The 20,535-nt window shown below is 46.1% G+C and carries 19 protein-coding genes and 1 pseudogene; 10 read left to right on the top strand and 10 right to left on the bottom strand.

Going from position 1 to position 20,535, the window contains the following annotated elements; all coding sequences use genetic code 11:
• Positions 1 to 60 precede the first annotated feature (60 nt).
• Together QUA56_RS11755 and QUA56_RS11750 are read right to left on the bottom strand one after the other, a co-directional pair.
• The gene (locus QUA56_RS11755) at positions 61 to 543 is read right to left on the bottom strand and encodes a PD-(D/E)XK nuclease superfamily protein (protein ID WP_333357458.1); all 483 of its coding nucleotides are present in this window, start codon (positions 541 to 543) and stop codon (positions 61 to 63) included.
• Positions 544 to 570: 27 nt separating this feature from the next.
• Positions 571 to 1,506 carry a metallophosphoesterase gene (locus QUA56_RS11750; RefSeq protein WP_333357455.1) on the bottom strand — a complete coding sequence of 312 codons (936 nt, stop codon included), beginning with the start codon at positions 1,504 to 1,506 and terminating at the stop codon, positions 571 to 573.
• A gap of 103 nt (positions 1,507 to 1,609) precedes the next feature.
• Here QUA56_RS11750 and QUA56_RS11745 point away from each other — a divergent pair, with 103 nt between their 5' ends.
• The gene (locus tag QUA56_RS11745; protein ID WP_333357452.1) at positions 1,610 to 2,641 is read left to right on the top strand and encodes a hypothetical protein; all 1,032 of its coding nucleotides are present in this window, start codon (positions 1,610 to 1,612) and stop codon (positions 2,639 to 2,641) included.
• A gap of 186 nt (positions 2,642 to 2,827) precedes the next feature.
• The gene (locus QUA56_RS11740) at positions 2,828 to 3,568 is read left to right on the top strand and encodes a Uma2 family endonuclease (protein WP_333357451.1); all 741 of its coding nucleotides are present in this window, start codon (positions 2,828 to 2,830) and stop codon (positions 3,566 to 3,568) included.
• 110 nt (positions 3,569 to 3,678) lie between these two features.
• On the opposite strand, the gene mrdA is transcribed toward QUA56_RS11740, so the two are convergent.
• The gene (mrdA, locus tag QUA56_RS11735; protein ID WP_333357448.1) at positions 3,679 to 5,493 is read right to left on the bottom strand and encodes a penicillin-binding protein 2; all 1,815 of its coding nucleotides are present in this window, start codon (positions 5,491 to 5,493) and stop codon (positions 3,679 to 3,681) included.
• Positions 5,494 to 5,707: 214 nt separating this feature from the next.
• Here mrdA and QUA56_RS11730 point away from each other — a divergent pair, with 214 nt between their 5' ends.
• Positions 5,708 to 6,067, top strand: coding sequence for a phage holin family protein (locus QUA56_RS11730; RefSeq protein ID WP_333357446.1), 360 nt, complete (start codon positions 5,708 to 5,710; stop codon positions 6,065 to 6,067).
• A gap of 201 nt (positions 6,068 to 6,268) precedes the next feature.
• Here the strand turns inward: QUA56_RS11730 and QUA56_RS11725 are convergent, their stop codons facing one another.
• From QUA56_RS11725 to QUA56_RS11715, 3 genes and pseudogenes are all read right to left on the bottom strand, one after another.
• Entirely contained in the window at positions 6,269 to 6,946 is a 678-nt protein-coding gene (locus QUA56_RS11725) for an N-acetylmannosamine-6-phosphate 2-epimerase (protein WP_333357443.1), read from the bottom strand.
• Positions 6,947 to 7,033: 87 nt separating this feature from the next.
• Positions 7,034 to 7,399 (bottom strand): annotated as a pseudogene (locus QUA56_RS11720) (four helix bundle protein).
• A gap of 127 nt (positions 7,400 to 7,526) precedes the next feature.
• Positions 7,527 to 10,082 carry an ATP-binding protein gene (locus QUA56_RS11715; protein WP_333357441.1) on the bottom strand — a complete coding sequence of 852 codons (2,556 nt, stop codon included), beginning with the start codon at positions 10,080 to 10,082 and terminating at the stop codon, positions 7,527 to 7,529.
• A 250-nt stretch (positions 10,083 to 10,332) separates the two neighbouring features.
• Here QUA56_RS11715 and QUA56_RS11710 point away from each other — a divergent pair, with 250 nt between their 5' ends.
• The 4 genes from QUA56_RS11710 to QUA56_RS11695 all read left to right on the top strand — a co-directional run bounded on the left by QUA56_RS11710 (position 10,333) and on the right by QUA56_RS11695 (position 17,964).
• A complete protein-coding gene (locus QUA56_RS11710; protein WP_333357438.1) occupies positions 10,333 to 11,619 on the top strand; it encodes a chemotaxis protein in 1,287 nt (428 codons plus the stop codon).
• A gap of 200 nt (positions 11,620 to 11,819) precedes the next feature.
• Positions 11,820 to 13,742 (top strand): response regulator, encoded by a 1,923-nt coding sequence (locus QUA56_RS11705; protein ID WP_333357435.1) that lies wholly within the window; start codon positions 11,820 to 11,822, stop codon positions 13,740 to 13,742.
• A 269-nt stretch (positions 13,743 to 14,011) separates the two neighbouring features.
• Complete coding sequence (locus QUA56_RS11700) at positions 14,012 to 17,449, top strand: PAS domain S-box protein (protein ID WP_333357433.1); 3,438 nt, start codon at positions 14,012 to 14,014, stop codon at positions 17,447 to 17,449.
• A 128-nt stretch (positions 17,450 to 17,577) separates the two neighbouring features.
• Positions 17,578 to 17,964 (top strand): response regulator, encoded by a 387-nt coding sequence (locus tag QUA56_RS11695; RefSeq protein ID WP_333357430.1) that lies wholly within the window; start codon positions 17,578 to 17,580, stop codon positions 17,962 to 17,964.
• On the opposite strand, the gene QUA56_RS11690 is transcribed toward QUA56_RS11695, so the two are convergent.
• From QUA56_RS11690 to QUA56_RS11680, 3 genes are all read right to left on the bottom strand, one after another.
• A complete protein-coding gene (locus tag QUA56_RS11690) occupies positions 17,961 to 18,119 on the bottom strand; it encodes a hypothetical protein (protein ID WP_333357427.1) in 159 nt (52 codons plus the stop codon). The genes QUA56_RS11695 and QUA56_RS11690 overlap by 4 nt on opposite strands.
• Before the next feature lie 181 nt (positions 18,120 to 18,300).
• Positions 18,301 to 18,579: a hypothetical protein gene (locus tag QUA56_RS11685; protein ID WP_333357424.1), complete on the bottom strand. Its 279-nt coding sequence runs from the start codon at positions 18,577 to 18,579 to the stop codon at positions 18,301 to 18,303.
• Between the two features lie 27 nt (positions 18,580 to 18,606).
• Positions 18,607 to 18,768 (bottom strand): hypothetical protein, encoded by a 162-nt coding sequence (locus QUA56_RS11680; RefSeq protein ID WP_333357421.1) that lies wholly within the window; start codon positions 18,766 to 18,768, stop codon positions 18,607 to 18,609.
• Between the two features lie 233 nt (positions 18,769 to 19,001).
• On the opposite strand from QUA56_RS11680, the gene QUA56_RS11675 reads away from it, so the two are divergent.
• Positions 19,002 to 19,310: a DUF1830 domain-containing protein gene (locus QUA56_RS11675; protein WP_333357419.1), complete on the top strand. Its 309-nt coding sequence runs from the start codon at positions 19,002 to 19,004 to the stop codon at positions 19,308 to 19,310.
• Between the two features lie 74 nt (positions 19,311 to 19,384).
• Positions 19,385 to 19,735, top strand: a complete 351-nt coding sequence (locus QUA56_RS11670; RefSeq protein ID WP_333357416.1) for a late competence development ComFB family protein — start codon at positions 19,385 to 19,387, stop codon at positions 19,733 to 19,735.
• Between the two features lie 145 nt (positions 19,736 to 19,880).
• Here the strand turns inward: QUA56_RS11670 and QUA56_RS11665 are convergent, their stop codons facing one another.
• On the bottom strand, positions 19,881 to 20,234 hold the full coding sequence (locus tag QUA56_RS11665) for a DUF6464 family protein (protein WP_333357413.1): 354 nt from the start codon (positions 20,232 to 20,234) through the stop codon (positions 19,881 to 19,883).
• Between the two features lie 6 nt (positions 20,235 to 20,240).
• On the opposite strand from QUA56_RS11665, the gene QUA56_RS11660 reads away from it, so the two are divergent.
• On the top strand, positions 20,241 to 20,535 hold a 295-nt coding region (locus tag QUA56_RS11660), incomplete at its 3' end, for a hypothetical protein (protein WP_333357410.1).

The raw sequence follows: 20,535 nt of genomic DNA, 5'->3' as shown, positions 1-20,535 counted from the left end.
CCTATGCCCTATGCCCTATGCCCTATGCCCTATGCACGTCGCTCATGTTACTGAGAAAGGCTATAGATGTTTGTTTGCCCAGGTAATGAAACCTTCGAGCTTGTGAACTGCCAACAGATTTTGATTGTCAGGAATTTGTTTTTTAAACCAGTCGATCGAACCTTGCCTCATACCGTCACCGCCAACTATCACAATAGTTGGCACGCGATAGCAATTTTTAATATTTAAATTGAGGTAAGGATACTTCTCGTCTACTGAACCTTTGTCTTCTTGCCACTTGCACTCAACAATTAGACCCAGAGGAAACAAACCGGAACCAACAATATAAAAATCGACATTTATTTCAGTTTCATAGATGCTAGACCCGATATAAACCTGTTTAGCATATCGCTTGGGATTTTCAGTAGAGATTAAGAGCCAATCTCGCTTGCGTTTTTTCGGCAACTGGGGACATATTTCGAGATATCCGTGGCCTCTCAACGTGCCTTCTACAGTTGTTTCTAAAACAAAACCAGTTTTATTGGCTCTACAACCCCTATTCATTTTGTTTGCTCCTGAATATAATTTGAATTAAGCCGATCGCACTTCGATCGCTCCCCGGTCAAAAACCTGCTTGTCAGTACCGATAGAACTGACAAACATCCGGTCTTGATAGACATCAAACGTCGCAAAACTCAGCCGGCTAGCAGAATACTCCGTCCACTCAGAACGCCCCACCGGACGAGTGCCCCCGCCGGCACCGCAAATTAAATAAGTCGTACCGTTAATCGATCGAGTGCGTTCGTAACTGTGCTCGTGTCCGTTGATATAAAGCTGCACGCCGTACTTTTGAAACAAAGGCGTCAAAGTCTTAATAAAAGGTTGATTCACTCCGTACACGCCAGAAGAATAAATCGGGTGGTGGCCGAACACAACTTTCCAAGGTGCGGTGCTCTGACTCAACTCTTTTTCCAGCCAAACAAGCTGATTTGCCCAGTCTGCATTACGATTGGTATCTAAAGCAAAAAACTGTACGGGATCGCGGCGAAAAGTATAGTAGCGACCTTGCATATTAAAACCCGCATATTTAACTTGCGGATCGCCGTTAGCAGTGCGGATGTCGTGATTTCCCAGACAAGCATAAAATTTTACGCCTTGCTGCAATAACGGCTGATAAGGCCGCTCGAAAACAGCATTAATTTTTTCAATTTCGCCGTTATTGTAGATATTGTCGCCGGCGAGAACAGCAACATTAAAAGGGTTTTCCCGGTGATATTGCGCCATCGCCTCAGCCACAGCATACTGACCTTGGGCGCCGGTACCGGTGTCGGCCACCGAAATAAAGCGTAAAATAGGCGGTGAGGCCGGCATTGGGACGATCGCCCTTTCTCCCTCAACGTTAGAAGGCATAGCAGCGTTGGCGTCTGTACCCCAGGAAGTCCGAAGCTGAAGCATTTTCCAGACTCCGGCCAAACCTAAGCTGCTGAGACTGCCTAAAATTAGAAAGTGACGGCGTTTGATGCTCATTTTGATTCGGTTACAACTAAGTTAAATGATAAATTAAGGTTGAGATGGCTCAACTAAAATTTATCTCGTTTAGATATATTTGCAACGCCCCAAGGCAGAGAAAATGTCAGAAGAACAACTAAACCAGTCAACTCCAGAACCCTCTCAATCTCCGACACCGGAGGTTGACTCGCCTGCAAAGTCTGCCCCCACTGGCAGCAAAACTCAAAATGCCAGCAGCGCGGTTCCGAAAAATCAGAGAATCAAAGCTTTGATTGCCTCGATCGGGAATTTGGGAAAAAAAGAGAAAAAATTAGCAGCCGAACCGCCGTTGCAGCCCCAAAAGCCGATCGCACCCACCGCTTCTGACTCAGCAACAGCAACTCCTCCGGCTGTTGCTGCTGCAGTTAACAGCGTGCCTCCAAAAGTTGCTGTAAAAGTTGAGAAAAAGCCTGTATCCCAACGCCCGGAAGGGAGTTTTTTAGAGAAAGTCGTTGTACTTTGGCAAAGTATTGTACGGCTAGTGCGATCGCTACTGCCACCATCTGCCAACGAGAAGCTGTCCGATCCAATTTTAAACGCCGCATTAGCAGCAATTCTGATCGTTGCAGTCGGTTTAACTCTTAACAGTTTCTCGGCAAAACCGCCGGAGAAAGTAGCAAAAGTGCCTTTCCCAGCAGCGAAGCAGTCGCCGCCAACGTTTGGCGATTTTGTGGCGCCGGGAACGCCGCAATCGCCAGAGGCGATCGCACCGTCAGCGCCAATCTCTCCTAAATTCAAAAGCAACTTGCCCGATTTAGTCGCTCCAGAAAAATCGCAACCAGTAGAACTTATCCCACCGCCGCCGCTGACGCCGGAACAGTCTCTGATTGCTGCGATTCAAACTCAAGTTGCTGACATTACGAATCGACTTGGCGGCGGTTTAGTTAAGTCTGTTCAAGCTAATTTTTCGAGCAGCATTTTGACGGTGAAAGTCGCTGAAGATTGGTACAAACTCAGCGAAGTCGAGCAAAATCAACTAGCAACTAAAATGTGGAAGGAGGCTAATTCACTCGATTTTAGCAAGTTAGAAATTGCGAATATGGAAGGGAAATTAATAGCTAGAAGTCCCGTTGTTGGTTCGGAAATGATTATTTTAGAGAGAGGGATTAATTAGAATTTAAATAGTCTGTATCTGTAAAACGTCAGACCAGCCTTACAGTCCAGGACGCAGCACCTAATTGTGTAGGGTGTGCAGTAGTGCACGCCTTACCGCTGTTGATTTTTGTGAGGAATCTCGAACTTTTCCAAACTCCGACAGAATGCTAGCATTAAATTAACTAACTTTGAGGAAAATTGAAAAATGACAATTTTAACTCAAGTCGAACAAGTAGAAATTGAATATCCCAGCAGCGACGGAGAGCCGATGGCTGAAAGCGACATCACGCGCGATTACATGACTTACAGCGTTGAAGCTGTCAAGCTTTACTTTCAAGAACGTTCTGATGTTTACGTGTCAGCCAATTCTTTCATATATTATGAAGAAGGGAACAACCAGGCAGTTGTGGCCCCGGATGTTTATGTGGTGTTTGGAGTTGCCAACCGCAAAAGGGATAATTATAAAGTTTGGGAAGAAGGGGGAATAACTCCCGATTTTGTGTTAGAAATTACTTCGGAAACAACTCAAACGAAAGACCAAGAGACCAAACCCGAAATTTATCGGGCTTTGGGAGTTAGGGAATATTTTCAGTACGATCCGTCGGGAGATTATCTAAATCCAATTTTACAGGGAGTACGTCTAATAAACAATCAGTACGAGCCGATTGCAGCCAACAATATCGCTTTCGATACGCTGTGGTTGTTCAGTGAAGTGTTGGGACTGGAATTGCATATAATTTCAGGAGAATTGAGGTTTAGAGTTCCTGAAACGGGTGAGTTTTTGAAGACTCACAAGGAAGAAAACCTGGGACGGCTGGCAGCGGAGTCAACATTGCGATCGCTCGTAACTCAACTCTTAAATTCTGGAATGAGTCTGGAAGAGGTAGCGCAAATGATGAATTTATCGACCGTGGAAGTGAGACGATTGGTAGGGGAAGATTTTTGATCGATCGCACTTTCCCAAGATATCAAGGATAGTGCGATCGAAGTATGGGACAAAATGTCAACCGTCAACCGTCAACCGTCAACCGTCAACCGTCAACAATTAACCAATGACTATAGAGGCTTATTAGTAGGTTTAAAACCTTGCTTTTGAAAATAGGTTCGGAATACCTCTTGAGCAATTGGTGCCGCCGAGACAGCACCAAATCCGCCGCCTTCAACTATAACTGCGATCGCAACTTCCGGTTTGTCAGCGGGAGCAAAACCCACATACATAGAATTGTCAGGATGACCGGGCATTTCCACAGTCCCAGTCTTACCAGCACTGAAAGGAATAGTACCGTCATTCATGGCGCGGCCTGTACCTTTTTTCACCACGTCAATCAATCCTTGTTTAATGACGTTTAAAGTTGTCGGTTTAATACCAGTTTGAATTTTTTTAGTAACAGGCGTATTGGTTTGAGAAGCCAACAAATGCGGCTGCACTCGCCAACCGCCATTGGCAATAGTTGACACCATCACTGCCAATTCTAATGGAGTACAAAGTACCAAACCTTGACCGATCGCCATTGTTACGGTATCGCCAACGTACCAATCTTCCCCATACATTTTCTGTTTCTCTGCTGGTATCGGAACTTGACCGTGATTGGCGCCGTCTATCCCCAAAAGGTCTAAATTAATAGTACCGCCAATGCCCATTTTTTTAGCCCATTTCGCCATTTCTTCCGGCCCTGCAGTCATACCTACTTGATAGAAAAACGTATTGCTGCTGTAGGCTAAAGCATCGCGGAAACCGATAACGCCGTAACCTGCGCCGTGTTCGTTAAAGGTAATTCCGCCGATGTTAATTGAAGCAGAACTTACCAAAGTCGAGTCAGGAGAAAACTTGCCAGACTCCATCCCGGCTACAGAAGTTACAATCTTAAAAGTGCTGCCGACTGGATAGCCTTGAACTGCCCGATTTAAAAATGGTTTGTCTGGCCCTTGCAGCCGCTCCCATTCTTTTTGAGTCACCTTCCGGGTGAAAATATTGGGGTCAAATGTCGGCCAACTAGCCATTGTTAAAAGAGCTCCGGTTTTCACGTCGATCGCCACAACGGCACCCAGGCGATCGCCCAAAGCTTTTTCCGCAGTTTTCTGCATATCTAAATCTAAAGTGAGCTGCACCGATTTGCCGGGAATAGGCTCTTTTACACCTAAATCTTGGATTTCCTCGCCCTTAGCATTTACCTCAATTAAACGGTTTCCCCAAACGCCCTCTAAAGTTGAATTGGCTAATTTTTCAACTCCCATTTGACCGACGATCATCCCCATCGGATATGCAGGATTAGCTTTTAATTCCTCTAAAGTAGCTTCGCCGACGTATCCCAAAAGGTGAGCTGCTAATTGCTGGTTGGGATTGTCTCGGCTCGATTCTACGCGAATTTCAACTCCCCGCAAAGTATTACTTTGTTCTCCCAAAGCGACGAAAGTACCGACATCGATATCCTTACTAATTCGCACTGGTAGGGCTGATTTGTAGCCTGTTACATCGATTTTTTTGATAATTTCGGCCGCGGGAAGTTTGACGATCGGGCCCAGTGTAGCGGCGATCTCTTGCCACTCCTTGGCCGATCGCTCTTTTGGCCACACATAGACCGATCGAGATACGCGGTTGGCCGCAAAAATTTTGCCGCTGCGGTCTAAAATTTGACCGCGATTCGCCGCGACTGAAACAGGGCGAATGCGGTTATTTTCCGCCCGCTGTCGGTTGTAGGCTCCCTGTATCAGTTGCAGTTCGGCTAGACGAAATATCGGCAGCGTCACCAAGGTAGTGACTAGCAGCATGAAAATCATAGCTTGGAACGATCGGCTGCGTTGCCGTGCAGGATTGTCCAAGCCATTTTTGTCGAATCGGATTTTAGAGTTAAAAGAAAAATCGCCAGCCATATTACTGAATCTGCTCTTTTTATTTAAAAAACAGGTAGATACAGTTCTCATCCGGATGATTTGGCTGAGGATACAGGGATTATAACTTCTAACTCTTTAGTAACAGACAAAAATTCTGCCTATTGGCAGACCAATCAGCGGGATTTTTTGATTAAGGTAGAGCTTAAATATCAGGTTTTTTTGACAATTTAACTATTAAGGAGGTACGGGCGCTGTGGAACCGATCGATTTTTTGATTGCTTGGCTGGTGACGGGCAGCAGCTTGCTGCTAATTTCTCAACTGCCGATCGGCGTAGAAATTGACAGCACACCGAAAGCAGTAATTTCCGCTGCGGTTTTGGGAATTTTGAATGTTTTAATTTTGCCAATTCTAAAAGCAGTTTTTTTAGTGCCGAACCTGCTGACGCTGGGATTGCTTTCCGGTGCGTTTGCTTTTGTAATGAACGTGATTATTTTTGCCTCGGCTGCGAAGTTAGTTGAAGGATTTAGCTTGCGGATGGGTATTTGGAGCGCGGTACTGGGGGCGATCGCCTTGGCTGTAGTTAGCAGCTTTATCAACGGCGCGCTGATTTAGCAACTTCCCCCGATCGAGGGCGATTTTAATCGCCCGATATTTCCCACCCTTACCTTGCGTCTTTCGTTTGCCTAAAAGCGATTTCAATCGCCGAATATTTATTCTCCCTTCTTCCTTCTATCCGTTACATCCGTTACATCCGTTGCCGAACTTCCTTCTATCCGTTACATCCGTTAAACAATCCGTTGCCGAACTTCCTTCTTACTTCCCGATCACCGATTTATAGGCTGCCACCTTAATATCAATCCCAGTAATATCTGCGCCGACAACCACAGCCGCCGCTCCTAAATCTAATGCTTTTTTAGCCATTTCCGGCCCAGCGATCCCGCCTTCGCAGATAACCGGAACCTTAAGCTTTTCTACCATTTCCGCAAGCAAATCAAATCCGGGCGGCGAGAAATTTTCCGTCTGGGGAGTGTAGCCAAAAAGAGTAGTTGCTACAGTATCTGCGCCAGCTTCGGTTGCCGCGATCGCAGCTTCTATTGTATCTACATCCGCCATCACTAATTTGCCCAATTCGCTGTGAATTAGCGCGATTAATGTCTTTAAGTCTTCGCCGCCAGCAGGACGGTTTCTCAGAGTAGCGTCAACGGCGATAATATCGGCTCCAGAAGCGGCGATCGCCCGCGCGTCTTCAAACCGAGGAGTAATGTAAATCTCGCAACCCGGCAATTGCTGCTTCCAAATCCCAATTATGGGAGCGGATACCTGTTTTCGCACCGCCGCAATATGAGCCGGAGTGTCAATCCGCACGCCCGCCGCTCCTCGATTGATAGCGGTTCGAGCCATTGCCGCAATTACGATCGGATCGTGCAGCGGCGAATCAATAGGTGCTTGACAAGAAACAATTAATCCTGTAGGAATTTGACAATTAATCATGGCGAATTGGGGATTGGGAATTGGGGATGGGGCATGGGGCATTGGGGATGGGGCATGGGGCATGGGGCATGGGGCTTTTTTTGTAATTTATTCCCTGTGCCCGATTGAACTCAAATAAGCGTTCAGTTTTGGTAGTAGTTTATCGACAATTGGTTTAAATTTGCTTACTTCTTCGCTTGTGATAAGTTGTCTAGCATAGGCTAATCTTAACCAGTTTACTGTTTCGTACAAAGAGCCTCTCGCAATTTTTACAAAACGCCGATTATCTTAGTCATTATAACGACCTCTTCCTTCAGCAATATTAGCACAGACACTATCAGCAGACCGAACGATCTGTTTGCCCATCGTATCTTTTGTGAAGTAATCCCATTTTTTAACAATCTCCCAAATCTGATTCGCCAAACTTTCCGCCAACTTATAAACCTCTAATTCCTCAAAATCAGGTCTTCCCATAATTACCTCAAAAATTCAATTATATTAAATGCCCGATGCCCGATGCCCCATGCCCGATGCCCCATGCCCAATGCCCCATCCCCAATGCCCCATGCCCAATGCCCCATGCCCAATGCCCCATGCCCAATTACCCATTGCCCATCACTAATTCGGCCATTAAAGAAAGAATTTTGTCAAGCAATTGCTCGGGATGAATTGGTTTAGCCAAACAATCGTTAGCTCCCGCCGTCACGAAAGATATCCGATCTGCGGGAATTTCATGAGCGCTTAAAGCCAGAATTTTGAGATTTTCAGTAGCGGGTTTTTGGCGCAGTTGGTAAATTATTTCGCAGCCATTCATACCGGGCAAACGCATATCGACAATCACAGCATTCGGCTGCAAAAGTTCAATTTGTTCCACCGCCGCCGAACCTTCAATCATCCACACAACTTGCAGTCCTGCGGCTGTCAGGATATCGCAAATCAGCATGGCAGTTTCTTCATCTTCTTCGACGAGCACGAGGCTGCCCCGCAATGAGGAAGAATGCAGCGGTAAAGATGAATTCGATTTTTCATATTTGAATTTTGTGGATTCATCTTTGCTTAGAGTTTGGATGGGTATAAAAACGGTAAAAGTAGAGCCGACATCAACTGTAGAGTTGACTTCGATCGCGCCGCCGTGAAGCTCTACTAACTGTTTAGTTAAAGCCAATCCCAGACCGGTGCCGCCGTATTCGCGGCGGTAGGGGGAATCCAACTGCTGGAATTTTTGAAACAAAAGCGATCGCTGATCTTCGGGAATTCCAATGCCGGTATCTTTGATTTGAAAAACAGCGGTGCTACCTGCAGGTGCAATACCGGGCTGTCGCACTGCCTGCGTTCGATTTTTATCTTCTGTCACCCAAACTCGCAGGATAACTCGCCCGCCTTCGGGAGTAAATTTAATCGCATTTCCTAAAAGATTGAATAGAATTTGTCTCAAGCGGCGCGGATCGGCGGTGAAGCGATCGCACTCTTGCTTGATCCGCTGTTCTTGCACCAGTTCCACGCCTTTAGCCGCAGCTTTTTCTTTGAGGGCGTGCAGGCTCTGAGAAGCTAATTTAGAAATTGAAAATTCACTAATTTTTAATACTGCTTTTCCCGCTTCTACTTGCGATAAATCTAAAATATCGTTAATTAATTCTAATAAGTGGTCGCCGCTGTCTCGGATAGTTTGCAGGTACTGTCGCTGCTTTTGCACCGGCACTTGTTTGCTGCCAACTTTGCCGTAAGACCACCGCAGTAGCGTGTCGGAAATGCCGATAACGCACGTGAGGGGAGTCCGCAATTCGTGGCTCATAGCTGCCAAAAATTCGCTCTTGGCTAGGCTGGCAGACTGGGCGGCGACCAGTGCATCGCGCAGTTCTCGCGTGCGCTCTATTACGCGCTGTTCGGAGGTGTGCTTTTGCTGCTGGACTTCTGCATAAAGTTCGGCTTGGTAAATGGCGATCGCCAAATGTTCTGCTATTTGCCGCAAAAATGTTTTTTTGCTTTCTTCCCACTCCCGAACAGTACACTGGTGGGCAATTAGTAGCCCCCACAATTCGTCTTGAACTACGATCGGCACTAGCAACTTCGCCCGCACCTTCGCCCGCCGCATCAACTCTAAAAAACAAGGCTGCGAAGAGTAAGTTGTTTCCACATCCGCGACGCACAAAGCCAAACCTTTGCGATATTTCTCTCGGTCAATGACTCCATTGGTAAAACACTGCGCGTCTTCACTAAAATTCAATACAGACGAGATAGCATCGTTGGCTAAAGCTTCGTAGGTAACGCGACCTAAATACAAGTAAGACTCGGAATTTTCTGGGATTTCGCCCGACCCAGAAACCGCCGCAGGTATTGCTTTACCTAACTCGCCATTGTGCGCTGCCGGCACTTTTTCAAATTGATAAATTAACAGGCGATCTACTTCCAAAAACTCTCGCACTCGCTCGACTGCTTTTGACAAAATTACAGGCAATTCCAAAGTTTGGCGGATTTGAGTTGTCACCTGATTCAAAAGCCGTTCTTGTTCTAGCTGCTGCTGCAAAGCATCTTCTACTGGCTGACAAAATGAAATGCAGGGACTGGCAATTTTTAATTGATTGACGGCTTCGGCAATCTGGATCTGTAGCGTTTCTGGAGCTATAACTTTGGGCGCTGATTTTCCCTTGATTTCTGTTTGGGTGTGTAGGGGCTGGCGACTTTTTGGGCTGGCATTTGCAGCGAGAATATCCAGCAAATTTAGAGTGAATTCGCTTTGAAGAAATGCCGAGTTTGGCTGTAGATTTTTAATTGCTTGTTTGAGGGCGCGAATGTCAATTTGCCGCGAAGGTGCGGGCGTTATTTCTGCGAGTTTGTCTGCCAGGGGAGAGAGGAAATTGGCGATCGCCCCGGGATCGAAAGTCAACTGCACATTCAATTGCGAATTGAGATTTGTTTCGCTGTGCTGGTGTCCGTTTATTGCGGACTCATCTAATAGCTTGCCGCGCAGCAGCGCGCTAAACCGATCTGATACCACTGCTGCAAACCTTTGCGACGAGTTTTCCAGATGTGGAGAATCAGCGATCGCATCGTCGGCCAGCCAAATCGCCCCGGGGAGTTCAGCCATTTGCTGTAACAACTGGTAAGCAGCCTCAAAGGTTGCTAGCGGCAAAGTCCGATTTAAGGTTTTTGGTTTCAATCTAGATATTTTCCCGGTTGTTTTAAAGAACAAAATATGAATGCCCCTGTTTTGGGGACGGAACCCGGGGCGCAGCAGGCTTGCAGGCTCCAACAGACTTGAGATGAAAGTAGTCAGAAGGCAGGCTGTCGTCAGGCCCTGGAGCCAGAGAGCTTATTTCTCCCTATAATTGTTATTACTTTAAACAATCTTATTCCAGTATAATATTAATATATAATTTGTTAACTTCTACTTAACACTATCCGGGTAAATGAGCAATCCAACTCAACTCACCCCCGATTTCACGATCGGACATCTGCCGTGTCACCACTTCCAAGTGAGTGCTGCAACTCCAGGACAGGTAGTGGCTGAAAGATTCGAGCAAGAACCCGACCTGCCGGGAGTGATTATTACTCACGAATCACAGGTATTGGGGATGATTTCTCGCGTCAAATTTCGAGAGCAAATGAGTCTTCCCGATCGCGTAGAACTTTACGGGGCATACCCGATTCGCTCCTTGTTAGATTTTATTAGAATTCCGCCTTTGCTGCTTTCGGAAAAATGGAAAGTTGACGATGCCGTGCAAGCGTGTCTGAACAGGCACAAAGACTTGATTTACGAGCCGATTATTGTGGTAATGGAAAACCGGAGCCACCGTCTTTTGGACGTTCATACTCTGGTGATCGCCCAGTCTAAAATGTTAGCGAAATCTAACAAAGTTATTCAAAAATACCGAGTAGAAAGACAGAAATATCTGGCGCTAATTCAACAAGAACAAGCGAAAGTATACAAATGTAATGAGCTTTTAAAATCCCAAAAACTTCAAGCAGAAAAAACGCATAATCCTCCCAGTTCCCACCAAGTGGCACTGGTAAAACAAGCTGAAGAAATTGCTCTAATGAATCAGCGATTTGTGAGGATTGCAAAGCTGATTTCCTCGGAAGGTCGCCAAGCATTTCAAGCTACTTTTCAAGGTGCTAATTCTATTTGCAACAATACAGATAAAATTTTGGGCGTTGGCAAAGCAATAGCTAATGATTTAGAAACGGTTAACCGCACTTCCCGAACCATCCGGGAGGCGATCGAACAAGTCAGGCATTTAGCAGTACAGGTGGCTGTAGTTACCAATCAAATGGGAAGTCAGCCCAGCGGCCTGAGCCAAGTTAGTCTGGAAATTGGCAGACTGGCAAGTAAAACTTTTGAATTGGGAACTCAAATGGAGCAAATTGCCAGCCGGTTTAAACTTCGCGTTCACGAACTCACGGAGGCGGCAAGAGCGGGTGCTAATGTGGCTAAATCCGTGACCATCAAGATCGATCGCGCGGAAATGGCAATGTTAGAGTTGGAGGAATTAATAGCGGAAAAAGATTTTAATTCACTTCCAGCTATCAAAGGACTTTTGGGAGTAAGAAAAAGTGTTGCCGCTGATTCTTTAGTTAAAGAGATAAAACAGGCAGAAGTCGCGGTTTCCGAGCTGGAAGACTTAGTTAAAAATCAAGATTCATCGCAATATCTGATTCAAAAAATTCAGCAGGCGCTGAAGTCCAAAAAGCCATAAAATCCCAGCAAAAATCTGATGAAACATTTCGACGACAGGTAAAAAAATATTAATAAGAATTTACACTTCTTCCTTGTTAAGAAAACTATTTGTTAGACTGAGGGTGGGGAAATTTTAAATAAGAGTTGGGAAAGGCTATTTAAATCTCCCAAAGATCCGCTAAAAAATCCCAAAAATAGCTGAACTAACAGCTTACACTTATGAAAATTCTGCTAGTAGAAGATGACACAATTACAGTCAATTTGCTGACCCAAGCGCTGAATTCTCACAATTACAATGTGAATGCGGCAGCAGACGGTGAAACAGCCTTGCAGTTGGTGCAGGCATACGATTACGACCTGATTATTTTGGATGTGCTGATTCCTAAACTCGACGGCATTAGTTTGTGTCGGAAATTGCGATCGTCCGGCTGCCAAATGCCGATTTTACTGCTAACAGCCCTAGATAGCAGCAACGATCGAGTCCAAGGTTTAGAGGCGGGTGCAGACGATTATGTGGTCAAACCCTTTAATCTCGAAGAATTAATCGCTCGGATTCGGGCTTTGCTGCGCCGGGGCAAGGCAACTTTGTCGAGTACAAATTTGACCTGGGAAAAACTGCAAGTCAACCCGGACACTACGGAAGTAACTTATGCCGAAAAAGTGCTGCACTTGACTCCCAAAGAGTACAATTTGCTGGAACTTTTCCTGAGAAATCCCCGGCGCATTTTCAGCCGCAGCGCCATCCTCGATCGCATTTGGTCGGCCGGCGAATTTCCTCAAGAAGAAGCCGTTACCGCTCACATCAAGGGGCTGCGGCACAAGCTGAAAGCAGCCGGGATGACTGTAGATTTAGTGGAAACCGTGTACGGATTGGGCTATCGGCTCAAAAGTCTGCCGGAGGATATTGAGAGCCAAAAAGTTGCGCGGGAAACGGCAGAAACTGCTAAAAGTCAAGAGACTTTATCTGCTGAATCTAGCGGGTCGAGCCAGGAATTAAACAATGACGACCGCCGCCTCAAAGTCCTGACTGTGGTTGCCCAAATGCGGGGAAATTTAAAAGCCAATTTTCTAGAAAAGGTGGCGATATTCGATCGCGCGATCGCTCAACTGAAAAGCGGAACCTTGGAGGGCGAACTGCGGCGGGAAGCCCAGGATCAAGCTCACAAATTAGTTGGTTCTTTGGGAACTTTAGGGCTGCCGAAAGGTTCGGAAGTTGCGCGAAAGATCGAACATTTGTTCAAGGCTGAAAACATCTTGACACCGGGGAATGCTCAGCAGATTGAGGGATTTCTGCATAAGCTCAAACAGATATTCGATCGCCCGTCGCCCGAACCAGAAGGCGAGCTAATCGATCGGGTTTCCCAGAAGCGCCGAATGCTGATTGTTGATGATAATACTTTTCAGAGCGATCGACTGAAAATAGCAGCATCCGGTTCAGGCTTTCAGATAGAAGTCGCCAACTCTCCGCAAGCGGCAAGAAGTGCGATTTCTCAACAGCCTCCCGATGCGATTTTGCTGGATTTGACATTTTCCAGAACTCAGGAAAACGGACTTTCTCTCCTAGCCGAACTCCGCAGTGAAAAACCCGAAATTCCGGTGATGGTTTTTAGCGGACACAATCAATTGAGCGATCGAATAGAAGTTGCTCGTTTGGGAGCTTCCGGCTTTTTACACAAATCTATCCCCCCAGCAGATATACTCAAAGCAGTCGCCCAAGTCCTCGACCAGACTGGCCCTGCTGAAGCTAAAGTTATGGTGGTAGACGATGACGTGCATCTATTGGCTGCACTGCAAGTGATTCTACAACCTTGGGGATTTCAAGTAACAACATTGCACGATCCCGAAAAGTTCTGGGAGGTACTCGAAACGACTTGTCCTGATTTGCTAATTTTAGATGTCGAGATGCCCGGTTACAGCGGTATCGAGCTGTGTTTGGCAGTGCGGAACGATTTGCGCTGGAGCCGGCTCCCCGTACTATTTTTGACGGCTCATTCTGAGTCGGAAATAGTGCGCCAAATGTTTGTCGCAGGTGCTGACGACTACGTGAATAAGCCGATCGTGAAACCGGAATTAATTGCTCGCATCCTAAATCGTTTGGAGCGAACTCAACTCAGAAACAGACTGGCTCAGGCACAGCGCTAATCCCATTTTAGATTTGAGATTTTAGATTAAAGAATTGGGAATGACTGATAATAGTTATGGTTTCGAGCACGGGCATACAGTTGCATTCTTTTTTTTAACTGGTATAACTAGGAAGAAATATGTAGTGCGCGTCCGAAACGACTCAGAAAACCTTAGCCAAGACTTGGGATTGTTTGGTTGTGCGACTCGGACGCGGTGGCGTTGATTGATGTTTGCCCGATCGCCAAGAACACAGGCTAATTTAGAGAAGTATTAATCACATAAAAGCAATGATATTGCCCTCAGACACAGACACTCTCAATGACAGCGGCTGCGAACTAATTTACACCCCGGCTTCGATTCAACCTCATGGCATCCTTTTGGTGCTGGAATCTCCTGTGTTGAAAATTTTGCAAGTTAGCAACAATATTTTTGAGGTGCTCGGCATTTACCCCGAAGAACTTTTGGGCAAATTTTTACATGAATTTGTCGAGACTGAGGAAATTGAGGCTATAAAAAAAGGTTTATTTGAAAACTGCCATCAATCTAACGGTGTCAGATTATCATTCAAAAGTCAAAACCGCAAGTCTTTTTTTCAGGGGACGCTGCATCAATCTAGTTCAGGATTAATTGTTGAACTAGAGTCGGTTGTTTCCTCAAAACCTAGCGATTGTTTCAATTTTTATCATTTAGTCCAAGAGCCGATCGACAAAATCCACAAAACACCAAACCTGCAAGTGCTGTGTCAGACAGCAGTTGAAGAGGTGCGGAGGATGATCGGTTTCGATCGGGCGATCGTCTATAAATTTGATGCCACCGGTGCGGGGGAAGTTGTCGCAGAAGACAAAGTAGAAAGTTTGGCTCCTTTATTGGGACTGCACTATCCGGCTGGCGATATTCCCCGCCAGGCCAGAAACCTGTTCAGCATGAATTTAATTCGGTTTATTCCCGATATTAACTGTCAGCCTGTAGAACTAATTCCTCACTGCAATCCGCTGACCGATCGCCCCCTGGATCTGGGCTTCTCTTTGTTGAGAACAGTTTCGCCTTGCCACGTTCAATATCTCAAAAATATGAACGTTGCCGCTAGCATGACCCTGACATTAATCAAAGATCAAAAAGTTTGGGGATTGATCGCCTGTCACCACCAAACACCAAAGTATGTCAACTACGAAACAAGAAAGGCTTGCGAACTGCTAGCAAAGTTTGTGAATCAAGAACTCAGCTACAAACAAGATAGCGAAAATTGGAAATATGCAATTTATTTAAAAGAAATTGGCCATAAATTTGCCACCAAAATTTCTCAATCACACAGCTTTGTCGAAGGTTTACTTAAATCCCAAGATGAATTGCTGGCATTAGTGGGTGCTACCGGTGGAGTTGTATGTGCCAATGAAAATTTAACAACCATCGGCAAAACGCCGGAATTGGGAGAAATCAAAAAGTTAATTGCTTGGATAAAAACTCAAATAAATAATGATATTTTTCATACAGATTCTCTCTCTAAACTCTATCCACCATCCGATAATTATAAAGAAATTGCTAGCGGTTTGCTCGTGCTTGCCATGTCCGAGATGCAAAATTATTACATTTTGTGGTTCCGTTCCGAAGCAATTCAAACTGTCAACTGGGCCGGTCAACCCGACGGGCAAATAGAATTTAAACCGGATGGCAGCCGAGCGATTTCTCCTCGCAATTCTTTTGAGTTGTGGCAAGAAACTGTGAGGTTAAAATCTTTGCCTTGGCAGCGGTGCGAAATCGAAATAGCCCGAGAACTTCGAGTGGCGATTACTAGCATGGAGTTGCGGAAAACCAATCAGCAGCTCAGCTTAGCTTTGTCGGCTACCAAAATCGGATTTTGGGACTGGGACTTGCAGAAAAATCGCATTGTTTGGTCGAGGGAACACGAAGAGTTGTATGGGTTGGCCCCGGGAACTTTTGGCGGAACTTATCAAAGTTTTGCAGCTTGCGTTCACCCAGAAGATTTAAAAAGTATTCAGAATGCTATAAATCAGGCGATCGCCCAGCGAGGAGATTTCTGTAACGAAAACCGCGTGGTTTGGCCGGACGGCAGCATTCACTGGATTGAGGGGAAAGGTAAGTTTTTTTACAGCGAAGCAGGCGATGCAGTGCGGATGGTGGGGACAGTTAGAGAAATTACCGATCGCAAAGCTAGAGAATTACAGTTGCGCCTGTTGGAATCAGCAGTCACCACCACTAACGACGCCGTATTAATTACGGAAGCTGAACCGATTCACGAACCGGGCCCGCGAATTCTTTATGTCAACCCAGCTTTCACGCGGATGACTGGCTATACGCTAGAAGAAGTTTTGGGCAAAACCCCGCGCATTTTACAAGGAGACAAAACAGACCGCGCCAGTCTCGATCGAATTCGGACAGCTTTGGAAACCTGGCAGCCGATGCGGGTTGACTTGATCAATTACCGCAAAGACGGGACGGAATTTTGGATAGAAATGAGCATTGTGCCGATCGCTGACGAAACAGGTTGGTTTACCCATTGGGTATCAGTACACCGCGATATTAGCGATCGCAAACTTGCTGAAGCCGCCCTCCAACAGCTCAACGAACGGTTAGAAATCCGAGTTTTGCAGCGAACCCGAGAACTAGAAATCTCTCAAGCAGAACTCCGAAAAAGCGAAGCTTTATTTCGCTCTCTGAGCGAGAGTTCCCCCGTCGGCATTTTCAAAATCGATGCTGAGGGGAAATGTACCTATACAAACCCCCGCTGTCAAGCAATTGGCGGCTTCACACCTGCTGCCGCTTTAGGAAACCGCTGGATGCGGTTTGTTCACCGCCAAGATATCAAACTAATTCTATCTAAGTGGTCGGAATCGCAATCGCTAGATGGGGAATTTTTCTGCGAATTCCGCCACATCCAGCAAGACGGAACAATCCGGTTTTGTCGGCTTAAAACAGCTCCGATTTTTTCCGACAGAGGTCAACTAATCGGTCACGTCGGCACAGTCACAGATATCACAGAAAGTCGGGCAATTGAAAAAATGAAAAATGAGTTTATTTCTATTGTCAGTCACGAACTGCGAACGCCCCTTGCCTCAATTCGCGGTTCTTTAGGTTTGCTGGCGGCTGGGGTACTGAAAAATAGACCGGAAACTGCCAAACAGATGTTAGAAATCGCCTCTAGCGATACCGAACGGTTAGTGCGTTTAGTCAACGATATTCTAGACTTAGAGCGGCTCGATTCTAGCCAAGTTACTCTCGTCAAGCAGTGGTGCGATGCACAGGTTTTGATGCACAATTCTGCGGAAGGTTTGCTGTCTCTGGCTGCTGAGAATAACATTAATTTTTCGATTTTGCCCGAAACGGCAAAAATTTGGGCTGACCCCGACAGGATTGTTCAACTGCTGGTAAATTTGTTGAGCAATGCGATTAAATTCTCGGCTCCGGGGAGTACAGTAACTGTCAGGGTTGAAGATTTGGGCTATCGGGTTTTATTTGAAGTCAAAGATCGAGGGCGGGGGATTCCTGCTGATAAACTAGAAACTATCTTTGGACGGTTTCAACAGGTCGATGCTTCTGACTCCCGCCAAAAAGGAGGTACGGGTTTGGGTTTGGCTATCTGTCGCAGCATCGTACAGCAGCACGGCGGCAGAATTTGGGCCGAAAGTGTTGTCTCAGAAGGCAGCAGTTTCTATTTCACAGTGCCTGCACCGTCGGAAGGCGAAGGGGGAAAAAGTTTGGAGTTTTGAGATTGCTTTGCTTATTTTGCAGGATATATTTGCACTCATTGGATGCTCCCGTTTAAGGGAGTGTATCCAATGAGTGCCTAGGTTTTCTTTCGGTTTACCATGATTAATTTAAAATTTGAGTTTTAATTATGTCAGCAAAGCGCATTCTGGTAATCGATGATGAAAAAAACCTTTGCAGCGTGATTCAGGCCTGTCTGGAACATTTAGGCGGCTGGACGGTACTGAGCGCGCTCAGCAGCAGCAAAGGATTGCTTTTAGCTGAAAGTCAACTCCCTGACGCTATTCTGCTAGATGTGATGATGCCCGATATGGACGGAGTTGCTCTGTTTGGTTTGCTGCAAAACAATGCGGCTACTCGGGGGATTCCGGTGATTTTCCTGACTGCTAAGGTGCAGGCGATGGATTTGAGCGAATTTGGTGATTTGGGGGTAGCGGGGGTGATTGCCAAGCCTTTCGATCCTTTGAGTTTGGCACAGCAAGTTGCGGAAATTCTGGGTTGGGAACCGTTGTCTTAAACTGGGGGAAAACGCGATCGCCCGTAGATAAAACTCGGCGGTTGAAACCGCTCCTTGTCACACAAAGTCGGCGCAACGCCAGACTGAAGAATTAACGGGGCATTAAAGCCGGATGACGATCGGAAACCCGCTTTCTGGTTCCGTGTCTCTTGCAAAAATCACGCAATTATGTTAGTAAACCGGGTTTCTGCGTCCAGGAAAGTCCTAGTTTTTCCTGCTGTTTTCAGAATTTCCTCATTTTTGTGATTTAGCTTTGAGATGGATCGGTGATTGGTTAATTTAAACTCTGATTCCCTAGAAGTTCAAGAGACGATCTCAGGGAGTCGGGGTTTTTTGTTACCCGCAATGTCGATCGGCTACCACCGTATTTATACGCAGTATAAATGCTGCATAAATTACGGAGACTTGCCTCCAGAAACCAAGCTTTTTAACCTGAGATCGGAGATGCAGCGAAGTTTTTTGGTAAACAACCCGGTTTCTGCTAATCCAGCAGTTACCCGCGCTTGCCTCAGAAACCGGGTTGTTTAACCTAGACTCGGGAATGCAGCGAAGTTTTTTAGTAAAAACCCCTGTTTCGGCAAAAATATATTTATCAAAAAAAAAGATATTCTTCATAATTTCCTCATATTTTTTAAATAAGCTTTAGTCCAAGCTCTTGATTTGAAGGTCGATCGCACTCTCAGCAGCATCCCGCTGCCAAAGAACCAACCTGTTGTCAGGGGAGTTCGGGTCAGTGACTGTACTTTCTATTAAGTGGTGCGACAGCACAACCAACCTGAATAAGTCAGCAGTTACGCACTGCATACCAAACAAACCGGGTTTTTTAACGGGGAAAAACCGGGTTTCTGCGCCAGTCTTCTAAGTGTTGGTAGGAGCAATCAATGAGCAAAAAATCAATCACTGAGGATGTGATTCGCGCTCTCGAATAACACCCCAAAAATCAGTCGCTCATTTTGTCAATAGCAAAACTCGCAATTGTCGCTAACAGGCAAAACCAAGTCTGAGTAAGTTTTTGAAAGAGTGTGGAGATTTTTCAAATGTTATATCAGTTATCTTCTAAAGGTAACAACCAGATTCTGTGCTATTACGCAAATGTTACCAACCTAACTCAGGTGGTTCGGATTGAGAACATTCCTAACTGGTACTTTGAAAGAGTGATGTTTCCGGGACAGCGACTGATGTTTGAAGCTGCGGCTGAAGCAGTCTTAGAAATTCACACTGGTGCGGTAGCAAGTGCTATTTTATCGGACAAGATTCCCTGCTACGTGCTGCGGGTTATAGAAGAGGTAAGTTCCGAGTTCGAGCTGGTTATTCCTGAAGAACGATTTGCGGTATTAGCCTGCTAAGATTCAGGAGAAATCAGACGAGATCGATATCGGCAACAAAAATATTAGTTAACGAGTGTTTAGGGACGGGGAAAATGCAGAAAAATCTTGTCAATATTACCTTAGCCGTAGTCACAGAGGAAGTAGAAATTATCTTGGAGTCTTATCCGACGCATCCCTACCAACAAGCTTTTTCGCCCTCGGGCTTGCGGCAGGATTTAATTGCTTACGTGCTGAGCCGAGTTCCTAATAGATATACTGCGATCGACTCCGGCGAGTCTGTGTCAAACCAAACAGTCCAGGTTCGCTGTTCTTCAGAGCAGTTGCTGCACATAGAAAATTTGATTCATGCTGGCATTCGCGACGTGCTGCACAGCTATCAGAAGATAGATTACCGCCTTGCTGAACAAGTTAAATCCGGTTCGAGAGTAGCTACTGGGTTTTGATAGTTTGTCGTAATTGAGGGAGATGCCGATAGGATCATCTCACTTTTGTAAAAAGCGTTTTTTAGGAGTGTTCGCTGTGAACTCGCAGCAAAGCCGATACATCTCGCTTTGCGAGCTCACAGCGAACACTCCTGTGAAAGATCGTTCAAGACTTTTCGCAATCGCAGCAGCCGTCGCACGGGCCATTGGGATTGACAGCACAGCGCAGAATTTCCGATCGAGCATTAAAGCGGCAGCTAGCATCTCCGATAACCCAGATGCCGCTTACAAAAGTTCTTTCCGTCGGCGGTGCGGCAGACTGCACGTAGAGGGCAATTTTTTGCAGTCGGTAGCGGCCGAATTTGAGTTGATAGCGGTGGTGGCGTTCCAAAACAGCGTAGGTTTCTCCCTCTAAATCTAGATAGTTCCCCGGTTGCGGCGTCCAATCCAGCCGAATGCTACCTAAAGATTGGCGGGGGTGAGAGAGAATCACCTCTACAGGTAAAGTATTTTGTTCCATCTGGCGGTGCGTTCGCGACTACACGCTGATGGTATCGCACTCTCCGTTTCGATCGAGACGCGGTGGAGATTCTGCACAGATTTTAACTGTTTGCGCGACTTGGGAGGCGATCGGGCTTTCATCTCAAATCCGGTAGCATCGGAATTAATATTACCCACAGCTTTCGAGACGGCAGTGCCGTCTCCCTACCCCGTAATTGTAGGGAGACGGCACTGCCGTCTCCTCTATAGCAATCCTCGCATCAGTCGCAAAATCGAGCGAGACCAGAATCCTTGCAGTGCGAGCCAGAAAGCTCGCGTAT

The organism is Microcoleus sp. N3A4 (assembly GCF_036701805.1).
GTDB lineage: Bacteria > Cyanobacteriota > Cyanobacteriia > Cyanobacteriales > Microcoleaceae > Microcoleus.
Note: the sequence above shows the minus strand (reverse complement) of the source record. Positions and strands in the feature narration are given on the sequence as shown.

Bases quoted from the DNA above. Each gene is read 5' to 3' on its own strand.
- QUA56_RS11670 (WP_333357416.1), top strand. From the start codon at position 19,385: ATGCAGAAAAATCTTGTCAATATTACCTTAGCCGTAGTCACAGAGGAA.
- QUA56_RS11685 (WP_333357424.1), bottom strand. From the start codon at position 18,579: ATGAAGAATATCTTTTTTTTTGATAAATATATTTTTGCCGAAACAGGG.
- QUA56_RS11725 (WP_333357443.1), bottom strand. From the start codon at position 6,946: ATGATTAATTGTCAAATTCCTACAGGATTAATTGTTTCTTGTCAAGCA.
- QUA56_RS11680 (WP_333357421.1), bottom strand. From the start codon at position 18,768: ATGCAGTGCGTAACTGCTGACTTATTCAGGTTGGTTGTGCTGTCGCAC.
- QUA56_RS11700 (WP_333357433.1), top strand. From the start codon at position 14,012: ATGATATTGCCCTCAGACACAGACACTCTCAATGACAGCGGCTGCGAA.
- QUA56_RS11705 (WP_333357435.1), top strand. From the start codon at position 11,820: ATGAAAATTCTGCTAGTAGAAGATGACACAATTACAGTCAATTTGCTG.
- QUA56_RS11740 (WP_333357451.1), top strand. From the start codon at position 2,828: ATGACAATTTTAACTCAAGTCGAACAAGTAGAAATTGAATATCCCAGC.
- QUA56_RS11750 (WP_333357455.1), bottom strand. From the start codon at position 1,506: ATGAGCATCAAACGCCGTCACTTTCTAATTTTAGGCAGTCTCAGCAGC.
- mrdA (WP_333357448.1), bottom strand. From the start codon at position 5,493: ATGGCTGGCGATTTTTCTTTTAACTCTAAAATCCGATTCGACAAAAAT.
- QUA56_RS11755 (WP_333357458.1), bottom strand. From the start codon at position 543: ATGAATAGGGGTTGTAGAGCCAATAAAACTGGTTTTGTTTTAGAAACA.
- QUA56_RS11665 (WP_333357413.1), bottom strand. From the start codon at position 20,234: ATGGAACAAAATACTTTACCTGTAGAGGTGATTCTCTCTCACCCCCGC.
- QUA56_RS11710 (WP_333357438.1), top strand. From the start codon at position 10,333: ATGAGCAATCCAACTCAACTCACCCCCGATTTCACGATCGGACATCTG.
- QUA56_RS11695 (WP_333357430.1), top strand. From the start codon at position 17,578: ATGTCAGCAAAGCGCATTCTGGTAATCGATGATGAAAAAAACCTTTGC.
- QUA56_RS11745 (WP_333357452.1), top strand. From the start codon at position 1,610: ATGTCAGAAGAACAACTAAACCAGTCAACTCCAGAACCCTCTCAATCT.
- QUA56_RS11675 (WP_333357419.1), top strand. From the start codon at position 19,002: ATGTTATATCAGTTATCTTCTAAAGGTAACAACCAGATTCTGTGCTAT.